Genomic DNA, 14,865 nt, shown 5'->3' on the forward strand with positions numbered 1-14,865 from the left:
GGTTCAATTATTAATAAAGCCTATAAGTAGAAATGTGTAGTTTTTATGGTGTAAACATGATATTTGTCATGTAAATAACTGTAAAGCAACATTTTAAAAGGCTTAATTTAAATTACCTTTATAGAATTAAATCCTTAAAAAATAAATTCTATGAAAACTACAAGAGAAGCAGCCAGAGAAGCCAGTCATAATGATCTCGTTCATAATCTAACAGATCTACTGGAAAAAAATTATGATGCCGAAAAAGGTTATAAAAAGGCCATTGAACATTCCAACAACCCTCATTTAAAGCAGTTTTTAAAAGATCAGGCTGTACAACGGAATCATTTTGCGACAGAATTGGATAAGCAACTTCATTTGCTAAACGAACATCCTGGAGAAAAAGGAAGCGCTATGGGCGCCATGCACAGGTTTTGGATGAATTTTAAAACAACATTTACAAAGAATGATGATGAGGCAATACTGGAAGAATGTCTTCGGGGTGAAAAAGCCAGTTTAAAAGAGTATGACGCAAAATTGAAAAATAAATTTCTTCCTACTGAAATTTCTGAAATGTTTAAGGGTCACCGAAGTAGAATTAGCCAAACAGTTGATACCATCAGGTTACTTGAAGATCTTGAAGCTTAAAATAAAAACAGCCGGAAAATTCCGGCTGTAATTTTATAACTGTCTTAATTTTAGTTCTTAACCACGATCAGCTCAGCTTTTGAACCGGTTAAAAGATTCCATTCTTTTTTCGCAAGTTGCTCCCCTTTTTCACTCAAAACTCTCAATTCAGCCGTATTAGGACCGGAACTTCCCTGGTTAAGGGCAACAAACTGAATGCTGTTAAAACCTTCCTGAAGGGTAACCAGTACAGGTCGAAATGCAGCGGTAAGGTTCACACTATGTTCCACTAATTCGCCATTAACGAATATCTGTACTTTATCCCCGTCTATATACTGGTGATCTCTGCAGTAAACTTCAACAAAACGGCCTTGTGTAACTACACTGCCCAAACTTTGGTCATGCTTATATTCTTCTTTAACCGCAGCGTCCTCGCTCCATTTCTGAGCCATGGCATCAGCCTCTGTCATTAAACCCTTAGGATTTTCCCTCAGGTCAATGGCTTTAGGTTTATCCTTTAAAAATCTGCTTTCTTCTTCAGCTTCTTCCTTTTTTAAAATTGGGAAGCCGGTGGAATTTGATTCTTCAGCTCGTATAACTCTTCCTGTATTAGTACTACGCGGAATCTCGATTTGTGCCTGAGCTCCTGTAGCACTTATGAAAAGAAGTAATATGAATAGATTGGTACGCATTTTTAGTTTTAATATACTTTTACTCTAATCAAAAATACGGCCAAAATTTTGAGGTTTTCCATATTTTACTTCGGAAAGTTAGGGTTATTTTTCACCTCTTCAATTTGTTTAATATGCCTTTCAGTATGACCGGCCATAAACAGAACTGTTTGGTAGCCATCAATCATTCCAAAAGGAAATTCAGCTACATAGTTTCTCAGGTCGGCGTTAGAATCTTTAAGCCAGTCAACAATTTTTTCTCTTTGATCGTTAAATGCATCAAGAGCTTCAGCTGAACTTGTAAAGGAATCGGCGGGTTCAAACTGAGGCTGAGTTTTGATTTTTTCTCTACGGTTGGTAATAAAAGCCAGCAACTCTGCATCAGAAAATTTAATCTGGTCTCGCATTTCCGAATTTTCGCCTGCTTCAAGTTTAGAATTTAAAAGTCCTTTTAAACCACCTTCAACAATATTTATATGCTCCACAATTTGGGCAATGGTCCAGCTGTTCTCATCTGCAGAGAATTGCATTTGTTCCTCTGAGAGACCTTCTACATGACTTTCAAGGGCAGATGCTGTGGAATCCAAATACTCATAAATATCTTTTTCAGAAGTTACCAAACACTCAGGCTTCTCCGGGCAATGTTCAAAGCTGAGTGCCCAGAAAAAACCTATTCCTAAAAATAAAATAATCGCTTTCATATTGTTTAATTTACTTGTTAATCTACTTTATTGACTTTGGAAACATAGGTTCTAAGTTCCCTGAATTTTGACTCATCTGAATCTGAAAAAATATAAACGTCACAAAAGGCGTATCTTTTCTTCCGCCCGGGTTCAGTTTTATACTCTACCGTTCCTTCTACCACAGATCTTTTATCTGTATGGAGTACATCCTGGATAGTTATATTCATTGGACCTCCCAATCTCATCTTTTCCAGAGATCTCTCGAATTGCTCTTTTCCGGCAATTGTTTTTTCACCTACAATCTTCCATTGGATATCATCGGTTACACTATCGGCAAGAAATCTTGTATCGCATTCTGCGAATGCATTGTTTAATTTCTTTATCAGTTTATTTCTATCCATTTATCCTTGAATTTTTATGTGAGAATGTTAGCAATTTATTTGTCACTACAGGTGGGGCTGAACAAGTATTGTAAATGGAGCAAACATAAATTTACATTATTATTTTCTAATATTCAGATAGTTAGGTGATTGTACGCGATTTATTTTAAAGTTTCTTCTTAATAATGCCAGACTATAATCTCACATATTAGTTGATCTTCATTTATAAGCCTTGAAATTTTCCTAAATTTGAAAAATCAAATTTTTACTCTATTCATGCAGGTTCAGGAAATTCTAAGGACAAATTCTATCGCCAATAAATTTATTAGTCAATTACGAGATGTTAATATTCAGAAGGACCGGATGCGCTTCCGAAGAAATATTGAAAGGCTTGGCGAAATCATGTCTTATGAACTTAGTAAAGAACTGAATTATCAGGACAATAAGGTTCAAACCCCTTTGGGTGAATCCACTATCTCGAACCCAACAAACGAAGTGGTTATTTGTTCAATCCTTAGGGCAGGACTTCCGTTACATCAGGGAATACTTAATTATTTTGATGATGCTGAAAACTCATTTATTTCAGCGTACAGGCATCACCCCAATAATGATGAGAAATTTGAAATTTTGGTAGAATACCTTGCCTCCCCTTCTCTGGAAGGTAAAACACTTATTCTTGCTGATCCTATGCTTGCAACCGGCCGATCTTTTTGCAATGTTTTAAAGGCTTTGGAAACTATGGGAAAACCCGCAAAAATCCATTTGGTTTCTGTTATTGGGTCCCTGGAAGGAATTGAATACCTTAAAAAAGAATTTCCTGAAAATTCTAAGTTATGGATCGCCACCATTGATAAAGAGCTGGATTCTAACGGCTATATAGTTCCGGGATTAGGAGATGCCGGAGATCTATGTTATGGGGGGAAAATGCAGCACTAAAAAGGGTATCCAATAGCAAAATTAAATACGGGAGATCCAAAGTCATTTACCCATCGTGAACCCAGAGGTTGGTTGGGATCATGTAAAGGAAAAGCGAGATCGAACCTTAACACAAAGCTTTGGATATCTATTCTTAGTCCGGCACCGGTCCCAATCCCAAGTTCGGTAATAAAATCAGATTGAAACTGCCCGGCTTCAGAACCGGTTTCTATATTTCTTTTAGAATTCCATACATTCCCGGCATCCACAAAAAATGCTCCGTTGAGATAAGTTATTATTGGAAACCGATATTCGGCATTTGCCTCGAACCTGATATTTCCTGACTGATCCCGATATACCGAATCGTCACTGGAAGGCACATAAGTTCCCGGCCCCAGAGAGCGGGTTCTAAAGGCTCTCACACTATATGGTCCTCCTGAAAAATACTGCTTACTAAAGGGCATTACTTCAGAATTCCCATAAGGTATCCCATATCCTCCAAATAATCTGGTTGCCAGAACGTGGCCATTACCTAATCTTAAATGATATCTAAAATCCATATCCAGCTTAGCATACTGGGCATAATTAAGACCTAATACTTCGTCCTTCCCTTCCGCTCCCGGGCTTCCAAACAAGCTCATGCTATTACCGGCAATGTCAAAATTAGAATTAAGGAAAAACACATGTTTCTTGGCGGCATCGATCATACCATTATATATAAAGGTATAAGTAAGCCCGGCGATAAATTCCTGTTCAAAACTGCTTTGCAGGAAAGGATTTTCTGTTAGAATATCATCAAATTCCGGACTTGTATTGCTCAGTCGTACAAAATTGAGGTTAATTGGATTTAGCTCATGAGTAACATACCTGTAGGCATTCCAAAAATAACCAAAGGCCGAATTGAGAGAAGACAACGTAAAAAGCTGGCTTCGGCGTAAATAATCCCCTCCAAGGCTAATTCTGGTTTTGGGAATATCGTATTTAAAAAAATTGGTATTGAACTGAATGGGGAAAAGTAATCGCGGAATAATAAGATCGTTGCTTAGTCCAAACTGAAGGGAATTTCTTCCCGGAATCCCGCCGGAACCTAATTGAAATTCATAACCAAAATTCGCTGAAATGTCCAGTCTTTCACCTCCCTTAAATAAGTTTCTATTTGAAAAGGTCAACGCTAGATGTGGTCCGGCAAAATTGTTCGATTTGGTAACTGCTTGTAATTCGGCTTTAATTGCACGTTTTTTTAGTGGAGAAAGAAAAATATTTGCTTCCAGTAAACCCGTACTATCTGCAGCCAGGGTATCGATCTCATCATAACGAATATTCACAAATTTATAAGCCCCTATAGATCCAAGTCTCCTGCTTGTATTCCGGGATTTAGACGGACTATAATTGTCTCCTGTTTCGATCAGGATATATGGATCGAGATATTTGGGTTTAAAGAAAAGGTCTTCCTGAAAATAGTTTTTATCCTCCAGCCTTTCATAGTTTTTCGTCAAACTATCTTCGTCAACGTTATAATTCGCATAAACATTCACATTGGAAATGCGATAAGGAATAACAGATTTTGAAGGCACATCTTTCTTTAACCTAAGGAAAAGGTCGAACTTCTTTTTATCGTACTGATTGGTATCTGCTTCAAAGATCAAAAAGCCGGGATTAAAATTATAATATCCTTTCGCCTTTAAATTATTGTCAATTCTCTCCCTTTCCAATTTTAATTCCGGCAAATCGAACCTCATTCCTTCTTTAAGAAGGCTTTTATCTAAGTTTTTTTTTATGGCTCTATAAACCTGAAGGGTATCTGTATCCAGTTGATAAGTGGCCATAGTATAAGGATCTGGCAGGATAGCTTCGTAAGAAACCCTGGCTGTTTTCGCTTCTTCATTCCGCAGTTGGTCAGATTTCACTCTGGAATAAAAGAAACCCCTGTTTTCCAGACGGTTTAATAAGAGATCTTCAGTATTGTTAATATTAACGTCAGACAAATATACCGGCGGTTCACCCAGTTTCTTATTAAGGAATTTATTGATGAAGCCGGGGTTTTCCTTTTGAGCTTTATAATGAAAATAAAGACCAGGTCTCATTCCCAGAATTTTAGTATTTGGTTCTGGTCGAAGTACATTGGTTAATTCATTTTTCAAGCCTGATTTATTCTTAATTGCTGAAGTAGAATCTGAAGTTATATTTACTTCGGCTCCGGTATAAAGCAATTCATCTTCAGGAATGAACTTTTCCACACTACAGGCTTGAAATAGCGTAAAAAGGCTAATTATAAAAATTTGAATTTTAATTCTCATCTTCTGAATTTTCAGTTTCTTTCGCAGCCTGCTGGTCATCTTCTTTTTTCTGAACATTTTCCATCACTGCTTTTTCAAACATGTTCTTGAATTTATTGAATTCTTTGGTGAAAATTAAAGCGATCCCGCTTACAACAAGTTGGCCATCAATTACATTTTCAAACTGACTTCTGCTGAATCCTTTTATTCGCCATATTCCGTTTTCATCAAACAAATAGGAAATACTTACATTCCCAATCACCGGGCTTGCCTCCTGCCCTGCTTCATTTCCTCCCTGGATATCCACAGCACTACCAACTTCAACCACCAGCCTGTCTTCTAAAAATGCTTTTTGCGCACTAATCCCAAGCTGAGTCCTATCCTGCGGATTATCACCCTGATAATCTGTAAAACTGTCTACATTAAAATTAAGCTGAAGTCCACTCTCCCCCATAATTCGGCTTGAAAGCATATTTAATTGATCAGATAAAGCGCTATTAAGGTTATCCCGCGCCACGGCCATGGTTCCACCACCGGCTCCATTACTACCGGATTCGGGAAAGAATCTATTAAGCACTAATAATGAAAAAACCTGTTTATTGAGTTCCTGTTCCTGGTTATTTAGTTGCTGGACTCTGCCAAACACCTGACCTCCTATGGCTCCCTGCTCATTTTCAGGCATATCCAGGCCAAAGGAAATTTTTGGCTTCATCAATTCTCCGTCAATATTTAAATAAACAAGGAATGGCAATTCCTGCAAATAGCGTTGTTCCAGTCCTGGGTCTACTGCAGACGTTTGAGAAGCCATTAGCGAAGAAGCTGAAGTTTCTACTTTATAAATGGCTCTTACATCGAGTTGAGCTTCAAACGGATCTCCGGCCCAGGAAACCCTGCTGCCATCTGCAATTTCAAAACGCCGGTTAACCAGATTATACAGGCTCATTTCATAGAACCCGTCGTTAATTTCATAAATTCCGGTGAGGGCCATACGTCCATTGGGATACATATTGAAAATTAGATCTCCTTCTCCCTGCACCTGGAATTTATCCCCGGTTTCCTGATTTATTATAACATTAAAGGTTGCGCCTTTGTTTACAGAAATCCTTGAAAAAATATCATAGCCGGAAACTATATAGCTCTCTTCCTTATTTTGAGAAAGTATATCATCAGGGTTTTCCTTATTCACGAAGATCACGATTCCATCTCTTTCTTTCATCTGAAGTTCGGTCTCCGGAACTATATAAGTGAAATCTGTGCTCTTTTTAACGTCTATGTTCATACTTATCTTAGGTAGAGTAAGATCACCTGTAATTTGAGCATCTGTATCCACTACCGCAGTACCGTAGAACATTTCATTATCCTCTTTAGTAGAGTTCAACAGCCTGAAATCCTTTGCCTGTACATCCAGATCAAATCCCGGATTGAATAAATTTTCTGTGGTAATATTTCCGTTTACCACAACCGCATTATTTCTGGAGTCTTTGATCTTGAAGTCATTAAAGTATATAGCATCGGTATCCAGTTTAAGCACCTCATTTGCCAGAACAAAATCTTCGTTTAGCATGGACACTTTAAAACTTGCATTGTTAAAAGCAAGTTTCCCATCATACTTTGGCTCCAGTACAGTACCATTTAAATTAAAGTTTCCGGAGAAGCTACCACTACCGTCTTTGATAAAGCCCCGGGAGAATCCTTCCACAGCACTCATTTGAACCTCGTTTAAGGATAGTAACATATCCAGTTTGGCAGAAGGCTCGGCAGCGATATAAGATCCGGTAAGGTCTAAATCTACTTCCCCGCCTTTAACCGCCATTTTAAAATCATATTCACTAAACCCTGAAGATTCACCCTGAAGACTAAGGGTATTAAGATCAACATCCATTAAATGGAAATTATCGATCTGCATGTCCCCTACTATCCCGGTTTCTCCAAATGGCTCCTCATATGTAATATTTCCATTGATTTCCCCTGTTGCCAGTTGCTTTTCAGGATTAAAATAATTAAGTAAAGCCGCGAGTTTGAAATTTTTAAAATCAAGACTTAAATGCTCCTTTTCTAAACCAGGTTTGTCATTGCTAATTTTAACCTGCTGCTCCTCCCTGAAAAATTGAAAATTTTCGAAATTCAGATAATCGGTTGCAAAGCTTACAAGATTGGAAGGATCAACCTGCCAGGGATTCCGGTTTAATATCAGTTCTTTAGGCTCTACATGAAATTTTAAAGTATCTCCCTGAAAATTTAAATTAGAGCTTATGTGTATTAAAGGTTGATTGTCGTAAACAGAAAGAAAATCCAGGTTGAGTTTACTGTTTTGAACATCCCCGGTAAGGATCGTTTTTTTAATTGCAAGTGGACCCGCATTTAGTTCTCGAAAGGCTAGTTTTAAATTTAAATCCTGAGGATTGGACTTTAGATTAAGATGCAAACTATCAATCTCACTGCTGTAATAAGTAATATGTGGGACTGAAATAAAAGCATCAAGACGTCTTTCTGCTTCCATGAAATCGATATTCACATCAATTGTATCCAGATCTTCAAGGTTAATCAGGAATACTTCAGTTAAAATTGGGGAATCATGGATGGTTGCATCCAGCTTTAGATTAACCGGATTTATAATAGAATCTTCTTTATACCCTTCAGTAATATATCTTTTGAAGTGACGGTCAATTGCTTCAGAAAAAGCAACCGGGCTGGCATTAGACTGTAAATTAAGGTCTACAACCCGATTATCGATCTTAACAGATGTGGTATCTTCTCTAACAAAAGCAGTTGCTTTAAGATTTCCAAGCAGGTAGGACTCATTATTATAAACCGCAACGCCTTCTATTAAATTGGCTTTAAGTTCATATTCGGTAGAATTACCTTTAAACCAGCCGTCCAGTTCAAAACCGGTACTTATATTGTTCCGGGTAATCCCCAAAGCATTTAAATTTGCTCCTTCTACATTAACATTGAAATTAAATTCAGGAGCAACCGTATCGAGAGTAATTATGGTTTGAGCCTGCATATCCAGATTGGAATCCTTATAAGTTAAACTAACAGGACCTTTGCCATTCTTTAATTCCCCGGCAAGCTGAATATCACGGAATTCATAATCATTATAACTAAAAGAGGATATTGTTGAATTTAGGGTAGCATTTAAATTATCCATGCTATTACCATTCCCGGATGCTGTGATCTCCAGTTCTATATTACCCAGGGCTTTATTCTGTAAAATTTCTCCCAGAGCTATATTATCGCCTTGCACCTCGGCATTGAAAACCATGCGGTCACCAAATTCAAAATTACCATCGACACTTATATTTCCTTTGGATGAAATTACCCTGGAATTGGTTTTGATATTGCTGGAATTTCCAGTGAAGCTACCGGTTATATTGATGGTTTCAGGAAGCTGTATTCCAAGATCAGATTCTTTCACGAATTTCTGAATATTATTTCTGGTGGAATTAAATCTAACCTGCGGGAAATTATAGGCAATCTTATCCGGATTCGTAGCATTTATGATTGTTCCATTTCCAGAAATACGAGTGTCCTTCCAGCGTAGATTAACTGAATTGATCCTGATATTATCCATTTTTCCATCGGCCTTTAAACTGCCCGAAACAGGGAATCTGGAAAGAGCATTTATATATTCATTGTTTTGTAAATCCGGTTGAAATCTATATAAATCAGCTATCTGTATTTTTAGGCTTGAAACATCAGCTACAATTCTCGCTGAGCCAGGATCTTTAAGGAAATCATCAAAATTCTGGTAATCGATCTTCACATTTCCGGTCATAGAATTAGCATCGGCATTAATATCTAGCTGTTTAAATTCCATCCCTTCATTATTGACCAGAGCATTAATCTCAAATTTATCAACCTGGATCCCAAACCCTTCTTTAAAATTCAATTTGGAAATATTGGCTTCAATATTTTTTGGAGCATAGGTAAGTTTTGAGGACTTCAGGTCAAGATTTTCTAGAACGATCGCATTGGGATTAAACTTCCCTTTTTGAACCTGAGCATTATTAACTATATAGGTAATATTATTGTTTTGAAGATTTGTGTTGCCAATGCTGATCTTCCATCCAGGCCATTCGAATGCATCCTTTTCTTCGGAAGAATTACTTTTTGAAGTACTTTGCTGCATACCCAGAAAAACATCAGAGTTGGAAAGTTTAAATTCGGCGGCATTAATAATACTGTCTTTTAGATTGAAATCCCCCTGAAGGAAATCTAATTGGGTAACATCCATTCTTAACTCCAGGGAATCAGGTTCAGAGTTATATCGGGCCTTTACATTTTTAAAATCAAGATTTTCTATAGTTACTACCGGCATTGGAGAGGCCTCACCTTCAGAAGGGGGAAATGGTCTGGTTTGATCATAGTTTATATCAGCATCTTCCAGCATTGCCTTCTGAATGTGAAAAACCATTTTATCAAGATCTGTTTCATTAAAGGAGAGCTTTAAGTTTTGAAACTTAGCTCTTGAGTTAATCCCCGTAACATCATCCCTGAATTTTACATCGAAATTTTTCAGATTAAAATTGCCCAGGGTAATAGCCGTGGGTGCGGCAGCGGTGTCTTTTACTGCCGGTTGAGTTTGTAAGGTATCAGAAACAAATGCATCCATCAAAACTTCATAATTAAAGCCCTGAATGGTGTCTTTACGAATAAGATTTGCCCGAACATGAGTGGCATCGAGAGAGGTAAGATTAAAGCCCTGACCTTTAATAATAGGTAATAAGGGAATGTTTGCCGAAATACTTTCTGAAAAAACTATGGTGTCTCCCTGAGCATCCTGAATAAATAAATCATCCACCTGGATGTCTCCTTTAAAGGTTATAAAGATCTTTTCGAGATTTATTTGAGCTCCTGTTTTGTCTTCAATGGAGAAAATAACTTTGTCTTTAATAATATTTTGTCCCCACGGACTACGAACAAAGAATATAAGGAGAAGAAAAAAAATAAAGATCCCCAGAAAAATTTTTCCAATGATCTTAAGTGTTTTAATAATAATTTTTTTGGCCTTGCTCAAATGGTGAATTTTTCGATTCTCAAAGTTAGAGGATAGGCCTAATATTGTAAAATCACATTCTGTTGTATTCTAATAAACTTGTGTTAAAATAGGCTTAAAATCAAGGGGTTTTAATGTAATGCCTGAAAATTTTGAGATTTATGGTGTGGAATTTATATACAGCGACATTAGGTGATTCCACACATTTTAAAGTATTAACAGGCTTAGAGAAAGAATCAGTAGATTTTTTTATAAGCTAAGTAAAAGCAGGTGTTTAAAGCCAGCATAGGTTTTACTCTCAGTGGCTTAGGTCCTTTTTCAATTGCTTAGGATTTTATAAAGTATATCCTTCAAAAAGCAATTCTTAATAAAATGGCATACTTCTCGCACTTTTAGAAGCAACAACTAAATAATCAATACTAATATTAAATTAAATTATTTTTTATGAGAAGAGCGATAACTGTAACTGTATTAGCAGCTGGAATGCTAACTTCATGTGTATCGAAAAAAAAGTATGTAGCCCTTGAAGGGGAATTGAATGATACTAAAAGTACCCTACAACAAACAAGAGTTGAAAAAGAAGAGATTGAAGAAAAATATGCCCGTATAGAAGAAAGGGTAGCAGATTATAATGCCAAGATCAATTCCCTTAGAACTGAAAATGATGGGATGATGAAGATGAACGATCTTACGGTAATGTCCAATAATACCAAAGAGAAGATGAAAAAGACTTTGGCTAAAATGGACCCGGAAAAGGTAAAAGGTGCTGAGACTTTAGAAGATTCTATTAATCTTGCTGTTTCCTATAACCTTAAAAAGAATATTACTGAAGGAGCAGATCAGGATGATATTGACATTAGTGTCGAGGAAACTGTAGTAATGATCAATGTATCAGACAAGTTGTTATTTGGAAGTGGTAGTTACAGAGTATCCAGGGATGCCCAGCCATTGCTAAAAAAACTTGCTCAGGTGATCAATAGCGAACCTGCAATGGAAGTTATGATCGAAGGTCATACAGATAATCGTACCATGGTAAAAGATTCTTATATCCAGGATAACTGGGATCTAAGTGTGAGAAGAGCAACCTCTATAGTAAGATTGTTACAGGATAAATATAATGTTGATCCATCAAAACTAATCGCAGCCGGTAGAAGTAGTTATCAGCCACTGGTAGATAATACAAATAAAGAGAATATGGCGAAGAACCGAAGAACGAGAATTGTAATTATTCCAAATCTTGATAAATTCTTTGCAATGCTGGATTCTGATGCTGCAGTGACCGAAAAATAATAATTCATTTATTGAATATGGAAAAAGGGAAAGCGAGAGCTTTCCCTTTTTTATTTGATATAATTCCCTCCTATTTCTGGGATCCTGATTTTAAGCCAGCATAAAATTTCTCCTACTATTATTTGTCTTAAAATACTGAATATCAGAATTTTCTGGTTAATCCCTGCATAATATAAAATCTAATGTAAGAAGAGTTGTTAAAGCATTAATAAATAAAAATGTTTTTCATCGATTTTTTGTGCTTTTTAACTACCTGTTTAACTTTTTCTACTATTTTTATCTGGTGAAAGGAAAGCTAACATATAAGTTAATTGGAATTACATTTTTATTGGGGCTAATGCCATTAATAAATTATGGACAATCCAGCGCCACTGCAACTTTTACAGCCACTGTTAACATTATTCAGCCTATCCAGATCACCACCACCTCTCATATGAACTTTGCAGACGTTGATGCTCAATCCGGTGGTGAAGTTGTACTTAATCCTGATAATTCAAGAATTACTAAAGGAGGGGTATTACTTCAAAACTCAGAGAACGCTTCTGCCGCTTCCTTCATGATCACGGGACAATCTGACCTTTCTTTCGCCGTTGAAATTCCTTCTGATGAATATAAAATGACCAATGGCAACGATGAAATAATCATAAAAGATTTCAGCACTAATATTAAAACTAAGGATATTAAGAAAGGAGTCCAGATAATTCGGGTTGGTGCAACTCTGGAATTACAACCCAACCAGGAACCAGGAAAATATACGAATGCGGCACCCCTTGCTGTGACTGTAAGTTATAATTAAGAGACAGTATTTGTAAGGTGTTACTTCCAGAAAAAGTCAAAAATTCTTCCTACAATCTGAAAAATTGGGAATTTTAATTTTCATTCACCGACACTTTTTCGTCGCTTAACGAATAAAATTCACATATCAACGAAAACATTTGGTACTTACTCCAAGATGATAGCATCTTTACAGCAGTAATAAACTATTTAACCTACTCAATCATGAAAAAAATTACCCTACTTTTAATGTTCGTTTTGATTTCAGCAACGGCATTTTCACAAGCTGACTCAGCTGATGGTACGGCTGATGTTACTGCACAAATTGTTAGTCCTATACAAATAACTGACGGATCCGCTTTAAATTTTGGAAGTATTAATGGTACTGCTACAGGTGGTGATGTAACTGTTTCTCCTGCAGGTGCAAGATCTTTTACTAATACGGCAATGGCCATAACAACTGCTACTCCAATTACTGCAGCTAAATTTAACATTACCGCTGCAAATGGATTTTCATATAAAATTGATATTCCAGCTACTACTTTAACAGGAACTGGAACTCCTATGGGAATTACTTTTGACCACGATAGAGCTGATACAGGGAATATTGGTTCAGGATCAGCACAAGAATTAAATGTTGGGGGGACCTTAACCGTTGGGGATGGTCAAACATCTGGTGCTTATTCTGGAACAGTTACGGTAACCGTATCATACGAATAAATAAAAAGGAAAAGTATTTAAAAACGCCGCCCTGTGGCGGCGTTTTTACTTTAAGCCTATTTTTTTTAAGTTATCGTTAATTAAAAGTCACCTTATCATGCAAAAGCTTATTGTTATTCTCAGCATACTTTTCTCGGCGCAGGGATTTGCTCAGGCTTCTGCCTCTGCAGTTGTGAATACCGTAGTACGTGTGGTAGAACCTATTACAATCCAAAAAAGTTTGGATCTTAATTTTGGGAATGTTCTTAGCAGTTATAATCCCGGGAGCCTTATTTTATCACCAGACGGGACAAGAACTGCTGTTGGAGTACAAATTTCTAATGCAGTTCAGGGTGAAGTTTCACCTGCTCAGGCTGTCGTGACCCATGGTGACAATGATTATTCTATCACTTTACCCGATTCCTTTATTTTATACAATCAGAGAAACCCAAATCAAACAATTCTGATAAATCAATTCAAGGTGGAACCATTCATCTATTCAGGGATTGAAGGCGCTGATATTTTAAGGATCGGTGCTACTTTAAACCTGGAAGCGAATCAGGTCCCAGGGTTATATACCAATTCTACAGGCTTCAGTGTAACTGTTACCTATAATTAAACCAAGGTTATATTCAGGATTTGCTCTATTTTAGCAATTGCAACATTTCTATTTTTAACCTTATTATTGCTCCCTTATGTTTACAAAAAAACCTACTTCCCTTCTTTCAGTTTTATTTCTTTTTATTTTCAGTTTAACCTGTTTTGCTCAGGGTGACCTTATGGTAATGCCAAAACGATTGGTTTTTGATGGCTCACAACGGGCTCAGGAAATCACTTTGGTAAATACTGGTAGTGATACTGCAGTTTATGCAATAAGTTTTATACAGTATAAAATGACCGAAGAGGGTAATTTTGAACAAATTAGCACTCCTGAAGAGAACCAGCGATTTGCAGATGAATTTCTAAGATATTATCCCAGAAGAGTTAATTTAGGACCAAATGAAGCTCAAACGGTGCGGGTGCAGTTAACCAAAACTTCAGCACTGGAAAATGGGGAATATAGATCTCATATGTATTTTAGAGCGATTGAAGATCAAACGGCATTAGGAGCCGAGAATGCACAGGAAGCTGAAGGGATCTCGATTAATATAAAAACCGTGTTTGGAATTAGTATTCCGGTTATAATAAGAAATGGTAAATCCAATACCCAAATTGAGCTATCCAATATCTATCTTGAACAAAAGGATGAGGAAAATCATCAGCTTTCTATGACCATTAACAGAAGCGGAAATATGTCTGTTTATGGTGATCTTTTGGTAGAATATATTTCAACACCTGGAAAGACTCGAGAAATCAAAAAGGTTAAGGGAATTTCAGTTTATACTCCCAATACAAAAAGAAATTTCTCGATGGAAATACAGGATTTCAGGAAGTCTGACCTTAAAAATGGAAAACTGCGTATTACGTATACTTCAGACTCGGGCGATATCTTATCAGTTTCTGAATTAGATCTGAAATAACTCTATATGCTCAATTTCGTACCATCTAAATTTTTATTTTACCCCTCTTTCC

The 14,865-nt window shown here is 36.8% G+C and carries 12 protein-coding genes; 7 read left to right on the plus strand and 5 right to left on the minus strand.

Translation table 11 applies throughout. The features are described from left to right. The first annotated feature begins 150 nt into the window (after positions 1–150). Positions 151–627, plus strand: a complete 477-nt coding sequence (locus ACNKXV_RS07860; RefSeq protein ID WP_417907163.1) for a ferritin-like domain-containing protein — start codon at positions 151–153, stop codon at positions 625–627. A gap of 50 nt (positions 628–677) precedes the next feature. On the opposite strand, the gene ACNKXV_RS07865 is transcribed toward ACNKXV_RS07860, so the two are convergent. The 3 genes from ACNKXV_RS07865 to ACNKXV_RS07875 all read right to left on the minus strand — a co-directional run bounded on the left by ACNKXV_RS07865 (position 678) and on the right by ACNKXV_RS07875 (position 2,361). Further along, positions 678–1,298: a hypothetical protein gene (locus tag ACNKXV_RS07865; RefSeq protein ID WP_417907164.1), complete on the minus strand. Its 621-nt coding sequence runs from the start codon at positions 1,296–1,298 to the stop codon at positions 678–680. A gap of 65 nt (positions 1,299–1,363) precedes the next feature. Then, positions 1,364–1,978, minus strand: a complete 615-nt coding sequence (locus ACNKXV_RS07870) for a DinB family protein (RefSeq protein ID WP_417907165.1) — start codon at positions 1,976–1,978, stop codon at positions 1,364–1,366. Between the two features lie 17 nt (positions 1,979–1,995). Next, complete coding sequence (locus ACNKXV_RS07875; RefSeq protein WP_417907166.1) at positions 1,996–2,361, minus strand: nuclear transport factor 2 family protein; 366 nt, start codon at positions 2,359–2,361, stop codon at positions 1,996–1,998. A gap of 255 nt (positions 2,362–2,616) precedes the next feature. On the opposite strand from ACNKXV_RS07875, the gene upp reads away from it, so the two are divergent. Next, on the plus strand, positions 2,617–3,276 hold the full coding sequence (gene upp / locus ACNKXV_RS07880; protein ID WP_417907425.1) for a uracil phosphoribosyltransferase: 660 nt from the start codon (positions 2,617–2,619) through the stop codon (positions 3,274–3,276). Here upp and tamL read toward each other — a convergent pair. Together tamL and ACNKXV_RS07890 are read right to left on the minus strand one after the other, a co-directional pair. After that, on the minus strand, positions 3,273–5,552 hold the full coding sequence (gene tamL, locus ACNKXV_RS07885; RefSeq protein ID WP_417907167.1) for a translocation and assembly module lipoprotein TamL: 2,280 nt from the start codon (positions 5,550–5,552) through the stop codon (positions 3,273–3,275). The genes upp and tamL overlap by 4 nt on opposite strands. Beyond that, on the minus strand, positions 5,542–10,551 hold the full coding sequence (locus ACNKXV_RS07890; protein ID WP_417907168.1) for a translocation/assembly module TamB domain-containing protein: 5,010 nt from the start codon (positions 10,549–10,551) through the stop codon (positions 5,542–5,544). Before ACNKXV_RS07890 ends, tamL begins: the two co-directional genes overlap by 11 nt. A gap of 423 nt (positions 10,552–10,974) precedes the next feature. On the opposite strand from ACNKXV_RS07890, the gene ACNKXV_RS07895 reads away from it, so the two are divergent. The 5 genes from ACNKXV_RS07895 (at position 10,975) to ACNKXV_RS07915 (ending at position 14,813) form a co-directional block, all read left to right on the plus strand. After that, positions 10,975–11,820 (plus strand): OmpA/MotB family protein, encoded by an 846-nt coding sequence (locus ACNKXV_RS07895; RefSeq protein ID WP_417907169.1) that lies wholly within the window; start codon positions 10,975–10,977, stop codon positions 11,818–11,820. A gap of 337 nt (positions 11,821–12,157) precedes the next feature. Continuing rightward, positions 12,158–12,616 carry a DUF4402 domain-containing protein gene (locus ACNKXV_RS07900; protein WP_417907170.1) on the plus strand — a complete coding sequence of 153 codons (459 nt, stop codon included), beginning with the start codon at positions 12,158–12,160 and terminating at the stop codon, positions 12,614–12,616. Positions 12,617–12,819: 203 nt separating this feature from the next. Then, complete coding sequence (locus tag ACNKXV_RS07905) at positions 12,820–13,314, plus strand: DUF4402 domain-containing protein (protein WP_417907171.1); 495 nt, start codon at positions 12,820–12,822, stop codon at positions 13,312–13,314. A gap of 97 nt (positions 13,315–13,411) precedes the next feature. Then, positions 13,412–13,912 carry a DUF4402 domain-containing protein gene (locus tag ACNKXV_RS07910; RefSeq protein WP_417907172.1) on the plus strand — a complete coding sequence of 167 codons (501 nt, stop codon included), beginning with the start codon at positions 13,412–13,414 and terminating at the stop codon, positions 13,910–13,912. A 76-nt stretch (positions 13,913–13,988) separates the two neighbouring features. Further along, positions 13,989–14,813 carry a fimbrial biogenesis chaperone gene (locus ACNKXV_RS07915; RefSeq protein ID WP_417907173.1) on the plus strand — a complete coding sequence of 275 codons (825 nt, stop codon included), beginning with the start codon at positions 13,989–13,991 and terminating at the stop codon, positions 14,811–14,813. Positions 14,814–14,865 lie beyond the last annotated feature (52 nt).

The sequence above is a fragment of the Christiangramia aquimixticola genome (assembly GCF_048285835.1).
Taxonomy (GTDB): domain Bacteria; phylum Bacteroidota; class Bacteroidia; order Flavobacteriales; family Flavobacteriaceae; genus Christiangramia; species Christiangramia aquimixticola.